General features: G+C 61.0%; 14 protein-coding genes and 1 riboswitch. Of the genes, 3 read left to right on the forward strand and 11 right to left on the reverse strand.

Annotated elements, in window-relative coordinates; translation table 11 throughout:
* Position 1 precedes the first annotated feature (1 nt).
* The 9 genes from glyQ to ACMX25_RS12120 form a co-directional block, all read right to left on the reverse strand.
* On the reverse strand, positions 2 to 1,009 hold the full coding sequence (gene glyQ / locus ACMX25_RS12080; RefSeq protein WP_414950142.1) for a glycine--tRNA ligase subunit alpha: 1,008 nt from the start codon (positions 1,007 to 1,009) through the stop codon (positions 2 to 4).
* 182 nt (positions 1,010 to 1,191) lie between these two features.
* Complete coding sequence (locus ACMX25_RS12085) at positions 1,192 to 1,713, reverse strand: GNAT family N-acetyltransferase (protein WP_414950144.1); 522 nt, start codon at positions 1,711 to 1,713, stop codon at positions 1,192 to 1,194.
* The gene (gene lnt, locus ACMX25_RS12090; protein ID WP_414950146.1) at positions 1,670 to 3,391 is read right to left on the reverse strand and encodes an apolipoprotein N-acyltransferase; all 1,722 of its coding nucleotides are present in this window, start codon (positions 3,389 to 3,391) and stop codon (positions 1,670 to 1,672) included. The genes ACMX25_RS12085 and lnt overlap by 44 nt, the downstream gene beginning before the upstream one ends.
* Before the next feature lie 204 nt (positions 3,392 to 3,595).
* Positions 3,596 to 4,513, reverse strand: a complete 918-nt coding sequence (locus ACMX25_RS12095) for an HlyC/CorC family transporter (protein WP_414950148.1) — start codon at positions 4,511 to 4,513, stop codon at positions 3,596 to 3,598.
* 225 nt (positions 4,514 to 4,738) lie between these two features.
* The gene (locus ACMX25_RS12100; protein ID WP_414950291.1) at positions 4,739 to 5,395 is read right to left on the reverse strand and encodes a gamma-glutamylcyclotransferase; all 657 of its coding nucleotides are present in this window, start codon (positions 5,393 to 5,395) and stop codon (positions 4,739 to 4,741) included.
* 36 nt (positions 5,396 to 5,431) lie between these two features.
* The gene (gene ybeY, locus ACMX25_RS12105) at positions 5,432 to 5,899 is read right to left on the reverse strand and encodes an rRNA maturation RNase YbeY (RefSeq protein ID WP_414950150.1); all 468 of its coding nucleotides are present in this window, start codon (positions 5,897 to 5,899) and stop codon (positions 5,432 to 5,434) included.
* A gap of 2 nt (positions 5,900 to 5,901) precedes the next feature.
* Entirely contained in the window at positions 5,902 to 7,011 is a 1,110-nt protein-coding gene (locus ACMX25_RS12110) for a PhoH family protein (RefSeq protein ID WP_414950152.1), read from the reverse strand.
* A gap of 33 nt (positions 7,012 to 7,044) precedes the next feature.
* Positions 7,045 to 8,406: a tRNA (N6-isopentenyl adenosine(37)-C2)-methylthiotransferase MiaB gene (miaB, locus tag ACMX25_RS12115; RefSeq protein ID WP_414950154.1), complete on the reverse strand. Its 1,362-nt coding sequence runs from the start codon at positions 8,404 to 8,406 to the stop codon at positions 7,045 to 7,047.
* 159 nt (positions 8,407 to 8,565) lie between these two features.
* Positions 8,566 to 9,531, reverse strand: a complete 966-nt coding sequence (locus tag ACMX25_RS12120; RefSeq protein WP_414950156.1) for a LysR family transcriptional regulator — start codon at positions 9,529 to 9,531, stop codon at positions 8,566 to 8,568.
* Positions 9,532 to 9,664: 133 nt separating this feature from the next.
* Here ACMX25_RS12120 and ACMX25_RS12125 point away from each other — a divergent pair, with 133 nt between their 5' ends.
* From ACMX25_RS12125 to ACMX25_RS12135, 3 genes are all read left to right on the forward strand, one after another.
* Positions 9,665 to 10,060 (forward strand): VOC family protein, encoded by a 396-nt coding sequence (locus tag ACMX25_RS12125; RefSeq protein ID WP_414950158.1) that lies wholly within the window; start codon positions 9,665 to 9,667, stop codon positions 10,058 to 10,060.
* Between the two features lie 9 nt (positions 10,061 to 10,069).
* Positions 10,070 to 11,248 carry an MFS transporter gene (locus ACMX25_RS12130; RefSeq protein WP_414950160.1) on the forward strand — a complete coding sequence of 393 codons (1,179 nt, stop codon included), beginning with the start codon at positions 10,070 to 10,072 and terminating at the stop codon, positions 11,246 to 11,248.
* Positions 11,249 to 11,387: 139 nt separating this feature from the next.
* Entirely contained in the window at positions 11,388 to 12,257 is an 870-nt protein-coding gene (locus tag ACMX25_RS12135; protein WP_414950162.1) for a hypothetical protein, read from the forward strand.
* An 86-nt stretch (positions 12,258 to 12,343) separates the two neighbouring features.
* Here ACMX25_RS12135 and ribB read toward each other — a convergent pair whose 3' ends face one another.
* On the reverse strand, positions 12,344 to 13,063 hold the full coding sequence (gene ribB / locus ACMX25_RS12140; protein WP_414950164.1) for a 3,4-dihydroxy-2-butanone-4-phosphate synthase: 720 nt from the start codon (positions 13,061 to 13,063) through the stop codon (positions 12,344 to 12,346).
* A 160-nt stretch (positions 13,064 to 13,223) separates the two neighbouring features.
* Positions 13,224 to 13,403, reverse strand: a riboswitch (FMN riboswitch).
* Between the two features lie 100 nt (positions 13,404 to 13,503).
* Positions 13,504 to 14,277 carry a helix-turn-helix domain-containing protein gene (locus tag ACMX25_RS12145; protein WP_414950166.1) on the reverse strand — a complete coding sequence of 258 codons (774 nt, stop codon included), beginning with the start codon at positions 14,275 to 14,277 and terminating at the stop codon, positions 13,504 to 13,506.
* Between the last annotated feature and the right edge of the window lie 42 nt (positions 14,278 to 14,319).

The raw sequence follows: 14,319 nt of genomic DNA on the forward strand, positions 1-14,319 counted from the left end.
GTCAGGCCTGATCGATATTGCGCTCGACCTTAAGCGCCGGCGCCCACGCGGGCTTGGCGGCATCTTGTGCGTCCGAAACAAGTCCGGCCGCGGCGTGTACGGGATTGCCCAGCATCGGGAAACCGAGCGCTTCACGCGACTCGTAATAGCCCTTCGCAACCGCACGCGACAAATCGCGAATCCGGCCGATATACGCCGCCCGCTCCGTCACCGAAATCGCGCCGCGCGCGTCCAGCAAGTTGAACGTATGACCGGCTTTCAGCACGAGCTCATACGCGGGCAGCGAGAGCTTCGCTTCAATCATCTTCTGCGCTTCGGCTTCATAGCTCTTGAAGAACGTGAACAGCAGGTCGACGTTCGCGTGCTCGAAGTTGTAGGTGGACTGCTCGACTTCGTTTTGGTGATACACGTCGCCATACGTCAGGCGCCGGAGTTCGCGGCCGTTCGGGCCTTCCTCTTCCCATTCGGTCCACACGAGGTCGTACACGTTCACCACTTTCTGCAGATACATGGCGAGACGTTCAAGACCGTAGGTGATCTCACCGAGCACCGGCTTGCAGTCGATACCACCAACTTGCTGGAAGTACGTGAACTGCGTCACTTCCATGCCGTTCAGCCAGACTTCCCAGCCGAGGCCCCATGCGCCGAGCGTGGGGTTTTCCCAGTCGTCTTCCACGAAACGCACATCGTTTTGCTTCAGGTCGAAGCCGAGCGCTTCGAGCGAGCCGAGGTACAAGTCGAGGATATTTTCCGGCGCGGGCTTGAGCACCACCTGGTACTGGTAGTAATGCTGCAGGCGGTTCGGGTTGTCGCCGTAACGGCCGTCCTTCGGACGCCGTGACGGCTGCACATACGCTGCTCGCCACGGTTCCGGTCCAATCGCGCGCAGGAACGTGTGCACGTGCGAGGTGCCCGCGCCGACTTCCATGTCGATCGGCTGGAGAAGCGCGCAACCCTTGTTGTCCCAATAGGATTGCAGCGTCAGGATGATTTGCTGAAAAGTGAGCATGAATGCCTTTGAAGCGTGCCTTCGAAGCGTGAGCCGGCGGGCCGGCGCGTGGTCGAAGCGGACCGGAAAAATGCACCGGCCGGAGGGCTAAAACGTTGAATTTTAGCGGGAATGAGGGTCTTGCGCGACTTTTCGGGGATGAACGGCGGACTCATCGGCCGATTGGCCGGTAAAAACGGGTGTTATCCGCAGAGGCGTTTCGTCATTGGCACGCAATCCATGGTCAGGCCGCGTGGCGACTGGTATGGCGTGATTTCTTCGCCTTCGAAACCGAGCGCGCGATAAAACGGCGCCGCGTTCAGCGTGGAGTCGAGCGTGAGTTCCGGGAGCTCTTTCGAGCGGGCGAGTGTTTCCAGATGACGCATCATTGCTGCACCAATGCCGCGTTTCATATACGCCGGATGGACAAAAATCGCATCGATTTTGCCCGTCGCGAGGTCGATCATGCCGGTGCCCGCGACATACCCGTCAACGGTTGCCACGAGGAAACGCTCTTCGACGGCATCGGCGAATGCTCGCGATGCCGTACCGCCGGTCCACTGTTCCAGCTGCTCTAGCGGATACACATTCGCGCATTCACGCATCACGGCGGCGCGGCGGATTTCCCACGCGGCGTCCGCATCGGCTCTCGTGGCTTTGCGGATGGCAAACCCGGCCAGCTCAGGACTTTTCGCGACCATGATCGACAGCTTTGTTGCGGCCATTCTTTCCCGGCGCGAACGCAAATCCGAACGCCAGCAGCAACAGCGACACCATGATCACCGTGATGTTGCCGCTCGTCACATACGGCGTACGCCCGGATGTGCCCTGGACGGTGGCATCGAGCGAGCCGACTGTGTACACAGGCAGCCGCGCCACCACAGCGCCATTTGCCGCGATCACCGCGGTTGTGCCCGTGTTGGTCGAACGGAGCATGGGGCGGCCGGTTTCGATAGAACGCATGCGGGCCATTTGCAGATGCTGATCGAGCGCAATGGTGTCGCCGAACCAGGCAAGATTCGTCGAGTTCACCAAAATGCCTGCGGGCGCTTCCTGTTCGCGAATCGTCCGTGCTATCTCTTCGCCGAAAATGTCCTCGTAGCAGATATCGACGGCAATCGGCTGGTTGTGCACGAAGAACGATTTTTGCACCGGCGGGCCGCGCCCGAGATCGCCGAGCGGAATGCCCATGAGGGCAACGAACCAGTGGAAACCTGTCGGCACGAATTCGCCGAATGGCACGAGATGATGTTTGTCGTAGCGGTACACGTCCTGCTGATTCGGCGTGATGCCGAACAGGGTGTTTGTGTAGCTAGGCACGGAACTTTCAGCCGAAGTCGTCACGCCGAAAGCGCCGAACAGGATGGATGAATGGGTTGTGTCGGAGAAATTGCGCAGTGCCAGCGCCACGTCCGGTGGCATCCGAACGCCGAGAACAGGGAACCCCGTTTCCGGCGTGACGATGAGATCCGCAGGCTTCTCGGTGATCAGTTTTTTATACAACGCGAGCGATTGATCCACGCCTTCCTGCTCGAACTTCATCTCCTGCTTCACGTTGCCTTGCAGCAGCCGGACGGTGAGTGGCGCGTTCGCGGGGGTTGTCCATTCGACCAGTGACAGCAACATGCCGGATGCAAGCAGCAGCACCGCCACGATGAACGGCGCAAGACGCGCAGCCGTCGACCGTTCAACTACGGCTGTGTTGCGCCTGAAGCCGTAGAAACCTTGCACGAGCAACGCCGCCACCAACCCCAGCACCCAGCCCACGCCGTATACGCCCGCGACCGATCCAAACCCCGCCAATGGGCCATCGACTTGCGCATACCCGCTCGCAAGCCACGGGAAGCCGGTGAACACAAGCCCGCGCAACCACTCGCCCAGTGCCCACGCGCTCGCAAAGGCAAACGCGCCGTGCCACGTGGGCACGAAGCGCGGTTCATCGGCGAGCTCGGTCGCGGAGGCGCCATCGTCGTCATACCGCGCACGCCCCGCGCACAGCGACCAGACCACGCCCGCCAATGCGGGGTAGACCGCAAGGTACATCGAGAACAACGCGACGGCTGCAGCCGCCAGCGGCGCCGCCATGCCGCCATAGTCGTGCATGCTGACATACAGCCACCACACACCCGTGACGAAGTTGCCGAATCCAAATGCCCAGCCCGTTAACGCCGCGCTTTTCCAGCCATTAGTGCGCGTAAGCCACGCGAAGAACAGCGTAAAGATCACCAGTTCGACCCACCCGCCATGCGGCGTGGGTGCAAACGAAAGCGTATTCGCGACACCCAGCACGGCCGCGACGAGGTAATGCCAGAAGGGCATGGACTGAGCCGTGCCGGCGCGCTTTTCAGCGGGCATCGGGCGGGAGTTGCGCTGCGAGGTGACAGGAGACGATGAGTCGGCCATGGATTACGAGGTCAGCAGAAAGTAAGCGAATGACGGAGCGTGACCGGCGCGCGTCATGTCACGAAAAACGCGTAAAACGCCTGCACGGCGGTTCGGCACGCAACTGCTGCAATTGAACGCGTAGTGTGATCACGCTGTGTTACAGACTGAAGCAGGTCAGGGCCGGTTGAGGGGCCCCTTGTTCTCTATGGAGATCAAACCGGATCAATCGCGTTCGTCGTCGTGATCGCTGTCACGGTGGTTGCGCGAATTGCCGTCGAGCACGTTCATATTCGGTGCGCGGCGCACGCGCAGCACGTGGATCTGGCGAGCGTCGCCGCGCATGATTTCGAACACGAAGTCATCGATCCGCACCTTCTCTCCACGATGCGGCACGCGTCCGAACCGATGCGTGACCAGCCCGCCAATGGTGTCGACTTCGTCGTCGGAGTAATGCGTGCCGAATTGTTCGTTGAATTGCTCGATGCCAGTCAGCGCACGCACACGATGCGCGCCATCCGGCGTCGCAATGATGTTGCCGGCTTCTTCGTCGAAGTCGTATTCGTCTTCGATGTCGCCAACAATCTGCTCCAGCACGTCTTCAATCGTGATCAGTCCGGCCACGCCGCCGTATTCATCGACGACGATGGCAATGTGATTCCGGTTCACGCGGAAATCGTGCAGCAAGACGTTCAGGCGTTTCGATTCGGGGATGAATACGGCGGGGCGAAGCATGCCGCGGACATCGAATTCTTCTTCGTGGTAATAGCGCAGCAAGTCTTTTGCAAGCAGCACGCCGATCACGTTGTCGCGGTTGCTTTCGAATACTGGATAGCGCGAGTGCGCTTTTTCGAGCATGAACGGAATGAACTGCTCGGGCGTTTCGGAAATATTGATGGCGTCCATCTGGGCACGCGGAATCATGATGTCGCGCGCGCAGAGTTCCGAAACCTGGAACACGCCTTCGATCATGGAGAGCGAATCCGCGTCGAGCAGATTGCGTTCGTGGGCGTCCTGAAGGACTTCCAGCAATTCGTCGCGCGATTCAGGTTCGTGCGAGATGAAATCGGTCAGGCGCTCAAGCAGCGTGCGCTTTTCCGGTGGTTTGTCGGTGTAACGTCGACTGGGATAGGAGTCGTTCATAGTGGGGCGCCCGGATTGTTCCGGACGCGAAATTTCGGAAAGTTAAGAATACACCAAGGAAAATTCGCGCCAATTCAAGCGGGCGCGAAGACGTTCAAATCTCGTAGAAACATCGTAACTGATAAATATCGGCGGAGTATGTCGAGCCAGTGACGTTAGCCGATCGGCCATGGTTCAGCACATGACTCAGCACTTGGCGCGTCGTTTTGGCGCGTTTCGTGACGCTCATTCCTGCGACGAATCCGCGCCTTGGCATCGATGCAACAGCGCTTCGAGCTGCCGGTCCGGCATGCCGCATTCGCGCAGCGCCTCGACCGTGCGGCTGACGTAATCGAGCGTGGTGCCGTATCGGCCGGTCGCGCAGCCGAGCACGTGGCGCACCATCTGGTCGGCGAGCTTGCCGGTGTAGGTAGACGCCTCGCGCCGCATCACAAACGCCAGCGCTTCTACGCGGCGGCCGTCCACGAGCGTGCAAGGCAACCACGCCACGCGATACGAATTCATCGCCATTTCGCGTCGCCACAGCACTTCGAGATGCGGCTCCGCGCCTTCGGCCGCCAACCGGAACGCCATGCCCGAGCATGAACCGCCGCGATCCAGCGCCAGCACGAGCCCAGGCTGCTCAGGCGTGCCGCGATTCACGCGCGACCACAAATACAGTCCGCGATGATAACCGTGCACCTTGCTGCGGACCATTTCCACGGCGGGCAAGCCCGGGTTCCAGATCAGCGAGCCATAGCCGAACAGCCAGAGATCCGTCTTGCGATCCCACTGCGCCAACGCTTTTTCACGCGATGCCGCCAGTTCTTCGTCGGTGAGAAGACGCGACTCCTCGAACACCGGCGGATAGTGGTCGGGAATCTGCGAAGGCGGTTCCTTCATCAGTTCAGGAAAAGGGGGCGGGTCTTCAGTCACGGCTTAGCTGGGCGGCAACGGCAGGTAAGGATCGGTGAAACCAAGTTTTTGCATGATGCCGGTTTCGATCGATTCCATTTCTTCCGCTTCCGCCGAATCTTCATGATCGTAACCCTGAGCATGCAGCGTACCGTGCACGATCAGATGCGCGTAATGCGCGGCGAGCGGCTTGTTCTGCTCGCGCGCCTCGCGTTCCACTACCGAACAGCACAGCACCAGGTCGCCCGTGACCGGATCGTCTTCCGACTCGGCATACGCGAACGTCAGCACGTTGGTGGCGTAATCCTTCTGCCGATAAGACCGGTTCAGCGCCCGGCCTTCCTCGGTATCGACGAAACGCACGGTCAGTTCCGCGTCCGCGAACAGCGACGCCTTGATCCAGCCGGCGACGGTTGCGCGCGGCAATAGCGCCTTGTGTTCAGGGAACGTCTTGGCGGCCGGGAACTGCAGTGTCAGTGCAAGTTTGGGCATGCTTATTCAGAGCGATATTTCGCGGCGGCAATCGCGGCGGCCGCGGCATCGCGCTCCGACTGCGCGTCGTACGCTTCCACAATCCGCGCGACCAGCGGGTGCCGTACTACGTCTACGCTCGTGAACTTCGTCATCGCGATACCGCGGACATCGGCCAGGATGTGTTGCGCTTCAATCAGCCCGCTCCTGTGCCCACGCGGCAAATCGACTTGCGTGGTGTCGCCGGTGACAACGGCCTTCGACCCGAAACCGATCCGCGTCAGGAACATCTTCATCTGCTCGGGCGTAGTGTTCTGCGCCTCGTCCAAAATGATGAACGCATGATTCAGCGTCCGGCCGCGCATGTACGCGAGCGGCGCGATTTCGATCATCTGGCGCTCGAACATTTTTGCGGTTTTATCGAAGCCGAGCAGGTCGTAGAGTGCGTCGTAAAGCGGCCGCAAATACGGATCCACTTTCTGCGCGAGATCGCCCGGCAGGAAACCCAAGCGCTCGCCGGCTTCCACCGCCGGACGCGTCAGCACAATCCGCTTCACCTGATCGCGCTCGAGCGAATCCACCGCGCACGCTACCGCCAGATACGTTTTACCCGTACCCGCCGGGCCGATGCCAAACGTGACATCGTGCGCAATGATCTGCTTCAGGTATTCACGCTGCATGGGCGTGCGGCCGCGCAGATCGGCGCGTCGCGTGTACAGCTTCGGCCCCGGATCTTCCTCTTCGCCCAGGTCGATGGTCACGTTGGGTTCATCGAAGGGATGATCGGGGTCGCCACGGAAACGCGGATCGACGGGCTCGGAATTCAGGTTATTCGATGGCCTGTTGGCATTCAACCCATGCCGCGCCGCATTGCGCGCTTCGACCAGCGCAAGCTGGATGTCGTCCACCGACAACGTGTCTTTCGCGCGATTGTAGAAATTCTCGAGCGCCGCCAGCGCAACCTTCGCGCCGCGCCCGCGGATGGTGATCTTGTGTCCGCGACGCGTCAGCGTCACGTCGAGCGCCTGCTCGATCTGCCGCAAGTTTTCGTCGAGCGGGCCACACAGGTTGGCGAGCCGCGCGTTGTCGTCGCGCGGAGCGGTGAATTCCAGGTGCTGCTGAGCGGTCTTCAAGGCTAGAGTCGGGTTCCTGTCGAAGCTGCGGTTTTAGTGAGTTGTCGCGGGCGTCATGATTAATTCGCCGCGCAACGAATGCGGATACGCCACGTTGATTTCCACATCGACCATCTGGCCAATCAGCCGCTTGTGCGACGAGATCGGCGCCGGGAAATTCACCACGCGATTATTCTCCGTGCGTCCGGCGAGTTCGCTCGGATCCTTGCGCGACGGGCCTTCCACCAGAATGCGCTGCACCGAACCCAGCATGGAATGGCTGATCTTCGCCACGTTCGCCTCGATGGTCGCCTGCAAATGCTGCAAACGCTTGAGCTTCACTTCGCGCGGGGTGTCGTCGTGCAGGTTCGCAGCCGGCGTGCCCGGACGCGGGCTGTAGATGAACGAGAAACTGGTGTCGTAACTCATTTCGTCGATGAGCTTCATCATCTTCTGGAAGTCATCTTCCGTCTCGCCCGGGAACCCGACAATCATGTCGGTAGACAGCGACAAATCCGGACGAATCGCGCGCAATTTGCGGATCACCGACTTGTATTCGAGCACGGTATAACCGCGCTTCATGGCCATCAAAATACGGTCGGAACCGTGCTGCACGGGCAAGTGCAAGTGGCTCACGAGCTTCGGCACTTTCGCGTATGTATCGATCAGGCGTTGCGTGAATTCCTTCGGATGCGACGTGGTGTAGCGAATCCGCTCAATACCCGGAATCTCCGCGACGTATTCAATCAGCGTAGCGAAATCCGCGATATCCGTGGAATGCTGTGTCACTGGGCCGCGATACGCATTCACGTTCTGCCCCAGCATGGTGACTTCGCGCACGCCTTGGTCGGCGAGACCGGCGATTTCGGTCAGCACGTCATCCAGCGGTCGCGATACTTCTTCGCCGCGCGTGTAGGGCACCACGCAATAGCTGCAGTACTTGCTGCAACCTTCCATGATCGATACAAACGCGCTCGGGCCATCCACACGCGCCGGCGGCAGATGATCGAATTTTTCGATTTCCGGGAACGAGATGTCGACTTGCGAACGTCCGGTGGAACGTCGTTTCGCAATCATGTCCGGCAGACGATGCAGCGTCTGCGGGCCGAACACCAGGTCCACATACGGCGCGCGGGACACAATCGCTGCGCCTTCCTGGCTCGCCACGCAACCGCCTACGCCAATGATCAGGTTCGGATTCGCTTCCTTCAATTCGCGCACGCGGCCGAGATCGGAGAAAACCTTTTCCTGGGCTTTTTCGCGCACCGAACATGTGTTGAAGAGAATGACGTCGGCGTCTTCCGGCGTGAACGTCTGGGTGAGGCCGTTGGCTGCGCCGAGCACGTCGACCATTTTGTCGGAGTCGTACTCGTTCATCTGGCAGCCAAAGGTCTTTACATACACTTTCTTGGTCATGAATTTCGCCGGTCGCAGTGATTAGTCTGGGGGCGCGGTATTTAATGCGTTGAAGGGAATTATCTGTTTCGTTTCGTCGGCTTTTAACGCTGCTTTAGGCCTATTTCGCTTGAATTGGCCGAAATTTGCACGTTGCAGCACTCGACGGTTAGCTTGATATTATAGCGTCCGCTCGACTTCGTGACCCTGCTGGCCGGGCGGGTAGGCCAGGTCGCCGAGCAATTCCGCCGTCGCAAGGTCGAAGCGTTCGATCAGGAAGTCCAGCAGCACGCGCACCCGTGGCGCCCTATACCGGTTGCAGTGATACACAGCGTGGACAGCCGCCTCGTTCGAACACCAGTCTGCCAGCAAAATTTTCAGCGCGCCGGAGTGGACATCGGCGGCTATATCCCAGATCGATTTGTGCGCAATGCCCTGACCGGCCAGCGCCCAGGCGCGGGTCAGCGCGCCGTCGTTGGTTTCCCAGGCCTCGCTGAGCGGCACGGTGTGGGTGAAACGCTCGTCGCCGCGGACGAACTGGAACTCGTTGAACGTTGCCGTCGATGTCACCAGCACCGTGAACGTGTGCGCGGCGAGATCGGCGGGCGTTTTCGGTTCGCCGTGCCGCGCCAGGTATTCCGGCGATGCGCACAGCACACGCCGGTTCGGCGCCAGCCGACGGGCAATCAGATTGCCCTCCGACGGCCGGTTAAAGCGAATCGCCAGATCAATCTCTTCCAGCAGCAGGTTCGATACCGAATCCGACAGCGTCAGCGAAAAGCTCACATCCGGATACAGGCGGCTGAATTCATCGAGCCAATGGCACAGCAGGTTGCGGCCGAAATCCGATGTGGCCGAGATCCGCACCTTGCCGCGCACGAGATTCTGGCCGGCGTGCAGCGCGGCTTCGCCGTCGTCGATAGCCTGCAGCGCGATCCGGCAATGCTGCAAATAAAGCCGGCCTTCGTCGGTGAGCCTGAGTTGGCGCGTGGTGCGCTCGAACAGCCGCGCGGTGAGCGATTTCTCCAGCTTGAGCAGCCGGGCGCTGGCCGCCGCCGGCGATAAACCCAGCTTGCGCCCCGCCGCGGACAAGCTGCCGAGCGCGGCGGCTTCAGTGAACAGGCGCATGTCGCCGAGTCGATCCATTGCGATTCTCAATTTGCTTTTGATAATGGTTCAAATGCTACGCCAATTATCAAAACGTTCCTGGGCGCGCAAAATTTGGTGCATTGCAGTGTATGAGGTTGACTGTGCAGCCCGAATTTGCTGGAAACATCCGATGAAACTCGATCACGTCACGATCGTCGCGCCCGATTGCGAGCCGATCCGCCATTTTCTCGTCGATATAGCCGGCATGAAAGTCGGCCCGCGCCCGCCATTCGGCATAGGCGGGTTTTGGCTTTATCTCGATGACACGCCCGCCGTGCATTTGATCGAAAGCGGCTCGGTGCTGGCTTCGCCGCCCGGTGGCCGGGCGGCCACGCGCATCGATCACCTGGCGTTGCGGGTTCAAAGCGCGGCCGAATGGCAGGCGTTGCTCGCACGCCTGCACGAACACGCGATCCCGTTTTCCGAAGCCGAGGTTCCGCTCGTCCGCGAACGGCAAGTGTTCGTGCAGCTTGCGCCGGGCGTGGTCATCGAATTCGTGACATCGCTTTCCTTATTCTCAAACTAGGGGATCTTCATGCCTATTCCACTTCTGGCGCTCGCGATCAGCGCGTTCGCTATTGGGACGACCGAGTTCGTCATCATGGGGCTGCTGCCCGATGTCGCCCGCGATCTGGCTGTATCGATACCATCGGCGGGATTCCTCGTCACCGGCTACGCGCTGGGCGTCGCCGTGGGCGCGCCGCTGCTCGCCGTGCTGACTGCAAAAATGCCGCGCAAACTCGCGCTGCAATTGCTGATGGGCGTGTTTATCGTCGGCAATGTGCTGTGCGCCGTTGCACCCGGTTATTCGATGCTCATGATCGCCCGCGTGGTGACGTCGTTCGCGCACGGCTCGTTTTTCGGCATTGGCGCGGTGGTCGCGGCGTCGCTGGTTCCGGCTGAAAAACGCGCCAGCGCGATTGCTCTGATGTTCACCGGGCTCACGCTCGCGAATGTGCTCGGCGTGCCGTTCGGGACGTTTATCGGTCAGGAATTCGGCTGGCGCACGACATTCTGGGTCGTGGCGGCGCTCGGCGTGTTGTCGCTGGTCGGCGTGACAGCGCTCGTGCCGAACAAGCACGATTCGGGGCCGTCGAACTTCGGCCGCGAACTGCGCGTGCTGAAGGAGCCCCAAGTCTGGCTCGCGCTGGCAATGACCGTGCTCGGTTTCGGCGGCGTGTTCGTGGTCTTCACCTACATTGCGCCGATCCTCGAGCAGATCAGCGGATTTTCGCCACATGGCGTCACGCTGGTGCTCGTGTTGTTCGGGGTTGGATTGACGATCGGCAATACGATTGGCGGCAAACTGGCCGACCGGGCGCTGATGCCATCGCTGATGGGCATTCTCGTCGCGCTCGCGATCATCATGGCTATCTTCGCGAAGACCAGCCATAACCAGACGCTCGCGGCCATCACGATCTTTATCTGGGGCATCGCTGCGTTCGCCACCGTGCCGCCGCTGCAAACGCGCGTGGTGGAGACGGCGAAACACGCGCCGAACCTGGCGTCGACGCTGAATATCGGCGCGTTCAATTTGGGGAATGCCGGCGGCGCGTGGCTGGGCGGCGTGGTGTTGAGCCAGGGACATCCGCTCGATTCGCTGCCGTGGGTCGCGGCCGTGGTGGCCGTGGTCGCGCTCGGCGTGACCTGGTATGCGGCCCGGCTTGATCGCGGCGGGCAGGGAACGCGTGCGGCCGCGGTGGATGCCATTTGAGTTCGCGTGGCGTGCTGCATGGGGAATACCCACGCCAAGGCTGTGCCGGATGTTGACCCGGCGTCCTCAACCGACTAGCGTGTCGTGCGAGCCGCATTCGCGGCTTTATCGCTTCATCACGCTTTTCGACCGAGGTTTTATGGAAGACATCACGCTGCGCCAATGCCTGACGGGCGCATGGCGCGACGCCGCCTCCGCCGTACGACACATGCCGATCGTATTTCTAGTGGCGTTCGTCGCCGTGCTCGCAACCGGAACCGCCGGATACAAGGCGCAATTTTCCGGGTTGGCGGCATCGGACAGTTCGCTCACGGCCATGACCAGCAGCAGCGCCGGTCACGCCGCGGGGTTCACTCAAGGGCTGATTTCCCTTGGCGTCACCTTCGTACAGACGCTGGTCCTCGCTGTGCTGGCCGTATTCGTGGTCCGCTTTGCGATGAAGTTGCACGCTGAATCCGCCGCATCTGCCGCCGCACCGGTCTCCACGCCTGCGCCGATGCACCTCTGGGACGCCGGTATCCGGCGCTATGTCCTGCTCTGCATCGCGTTACTTGCGGGGTACGTAGGCGCGGCGCTCGCGGTCATGATCGCCTGGATCGGGTTGCGGCTGGCGGGGTTGTCGAGCGGCACCTCAATGGCCGCGGCCGCCACGCTCGCGGTGCTGGTTGTTTGCGGCGTGAGTTATGTGTCTGCGCGGCTTGCCTTGCTGTTTCCGCACACGGCTGTTGGTGGCCGGATCCAGTGGCGCGCCGCCTGGGAGGACACGCGCGGACATTTCTGGTTCATCACGACAGCCGCCTTGCTTGCGATCCTGCCGGTCGTCGGCATTGCGACGGTGCTGACCGTGGTTGCGGAAATGCTGGCGACGGCCGGGTCTATCGGCAGCCTGACCATGGGTTTGATGGTCGTGCAAAGCGTAGGCACGCTGCTTTATACGGCGACGGGGGCAACTTGCTCGGTGTGGCTTTATAGAAAATTCGCGGCGATTTTGAGGGCGGAAGCCGTGTGATTTTTGCCGGGTTCTTCCACAACCCATAAATAAAAAGCGCGACCCTTTTGTTCAGGGCCGCGCTTTTTTATTGCTTCTATGCGTCGTTAAACCGTTTCTTCCGCAAGTTCGCGTGCGGCGGCAAGCACCATCCGGAAATCGGCGAGTTCGGCGATTGTCAGCACCGGAATGTTGCGCTCCTTCACAAACGCATCGATCTGAGCACCGCGCGCCATCGTGCCGTCCGGGTTCATCAATTCGCACAGTACGCCGGCTGGCTTCAACCCGGCGAGGATAGCCAGATCGACGGTTCCTTCCGTATGACCGCGCCGGGTCAGCACGCCGCCCGGCTGCGCGCGCAGCGGGAACACATGGCCGGGACTCACGATATCGCCAGCCTTCGCGTTATCGGCAATCGCAGCGCGGATCGTGGTCAGCCGGTCAATGGCCGATACGCCCGTCGTCACGCCCTCGCGTGCTTCGATAGAAACCGTGAACGCCGTGCCGTATTTGCTGCCGTTGTCGGCGACCATCGGCGGCAAGTGGAGCGCGCGAACGGTCTCGTCAGGAAGGCACAGGCACACAATGCCGCTGCACTCCCGGATCATCAGCGCCATGCCTTCGACATCAAGCTTTTCAGCGGCGTAAATCAGGTCGGCTTCGTTCTCGCGATCGTCGTCGTCGAGCAGGGCGACCGCGCGGCCTTCGCGCAACGCTTGCAGGGCAGCGGCAATTCGATGAGGGATCGCAACGGACGCTTCACCTGCACGAAGTTGCGCAAGATCGGCAAAGGCGGTGGCCGGGGAGGTGAAAACTGAATCGGACATGAGTGAAACGCTCTCGCAAAAGAAAATGGGGCGAAAAACGTTTCAGGGCATTGCAAACAGACAGAACGACACGCGTCTTCAACGCCGTCAATTCGACAGCGCCGGTTTAACGCGGACGCAAATGCGCCGCGGCAAACACGCGAAACGGACATGACCGTCTGCACATCTTCTTCCATCCGGACTATGACCGTCGGCTCTGGCATCTCACCAGATCTGCTGACCCCGCTGGGCGGCTCGCAATGACTTGCAAGCTGCATTCACAGGCGCTCGCGGGCTCGCGAGAGGCTTTCGCCGCTCGCATACCGCCGGTGGGGAATTGCACCCCGCCCTGAAGACGTACTGACTTGTCGCTAAACACTTAAAAACGCGACGATTTTCAGGATACAGCAGACTTGCCAATGTTGCAGTACTGCCTGCCTCTAGCTTGCAGGCAAGCTTGCTTAGCTGGCATCGTCGATACGACGTGAATCGGCCGGAACATGCCAGCGCGGCGGCGTTTCCGCGTTCACCGTCACCTGGTACGCGCGCGCTTCCGTGTTGCCGGGATTGCGCAGCGTGTGGGGTTGATCGGCGTCGAACACAATGGCGTCGCCGGTGGCCAGCAACTGCGCCCGGTCATGCACGCGAATTTCCAGCGTGCCGTCGCTCACAACCAGGTTGATCGTGGTGCCGGGTGGATGCGCGCTGCCGGGTTCGGCGTGCAGCGGCGCAATCCTCAGTTCATGGAATTCCGCCGATGCAGGCGCGCTCAACGGAAACAGCGGCCGGGCGGAAAAGCGTCCATTCGATGTCACCATCCGCGTTGCCTCTTCAGCCGGCAAATATTCGATGCCATTGATCGCGTGGCGTCGCAGGAACGCCGCCACCGATACCTTCAGCGCGCTCGCAATCTTGTGCAGTACCTTGATGGACGGCACGCTACGCCCGGATTCGATCTGCGCCAACATGGCGCGCGATACGCCGGACGCGCGAGCGAGGGCATCGAGCGAGAGCTGGCGTTCGGCGCGCAGCCGCGCGAGGTTCACGCCAACCAGGTATTCGAGCGCGTCGTTCGCTTCCTGCGCGTCCGTTGGCTGCGTGTGAAGCGCGTTTGCCGGGGTGTTTGCCACGGTGTTTGCCGCACGCGCCTGTGTTGCCTCGGCGTGTTCGGCCGGCGCGCGCGCATCGAACGACTCGCGCACGAGTTCCAGCGATGAATAAGCCGATGCAACCATGATGAGCCTCCAGTCTTTCAATCGTTCAGTCGATCAGACCCG

Source organism: Caballeronia eucalypticola, assembly GCF_047608185.1.
GTDB lineage: Bacteria > Pseudomonadota > Gammaproteobacteria > Burkholderiales > Burkholderiaceae > Caballeronia.

Coding starts and splice junctions, on each gene's coding strand:
- lnt (WP_414950146.1), bottom strand. CDS start 3,391: ATGGCCGACTCATCGTCTCCTGTCACCTCGCAGCGCAACTCCCGCCCG.
- ACMX25_RS12130 (WP_414950160.1), top strand. CDS start 10,070: ATGCCTATTCCACTTCTGGCGCTCGCGATCAGCGCGTTCGCTATTGGG.
- glyQ (WP_414950142.1), bottom strand. CDS start 1,009: ATGCTCACTTTTCAGCAAATCATCCTGACGCTGCAATCCTATTGGGAC.
- ACMX25_RS12125 (WP_414950158.1), top strand. CDS start 9,665: ATGAAACTCGATCACGTCACGATCGTCGCGCCCGATTGCGAGCCGATC.
- ribB (WP_414950164.1), bottom strand. CDS start 13,063: ATGTCCGATTCAGTTTTCACCTCCCCGGCCACCGCCTTTGCCGATCTT.
- miaB (WP_414950154.1), bottom strand. CDS start 8,406: ATGACCAAGAAAGTGTATGTAAAGACCTTTGGCTGCCAGATGAACGAG.
- ACMX25_RS12100 (WP_414950291.1), bottom strand. CDS start 5,395: ATGAAGGAACCGCCTTCGCAGATTCCCGACCACTATCCGCCGGTGTTC.
- ACMX25_RS12085 (WP_414950144.1), bottom strand. CDS start 1,713: ATGGCCGCAACAAAGCTGTCGATCATGGTCGCGAAAAGTCCTGAGCTG.
- ybeY (WP_414950150.1), bottom strand. CDS start 5,899: ATGCCCAAACTTGCACTGACACTGCAGTTCCCGGCCGCCAAGACGTTC.
- ACMX25_RS12135 (WP_414950162.1), top strand. CDS start 11,388: ATGGAAGACATCACGCTGCGCCAATGCCTGACGGGCGCATGGCGCGAC.
- ACMX25_RS12095 (WP_414950148.1), bottom strand. CDS start 4,513: ATGAACGACTCCTATCCCAGTCGACGTTACACCGACAAACCACCGGAA.
- ACMX25_RS12120 (WP_414950156.1), bottom strand. CDS start 9,531: ATGGATCGACTCGGCGACATGCGCCTGTTCACTGAAGCCGCCGCGCTC.
- ACMX25_RS12145 (WP_414950166.1), bottom strand. CDS start 14,277: ATGGTTGCATCGGCTTATTCATCGCTGGAACTCGTGCGCGAGTCGTTC.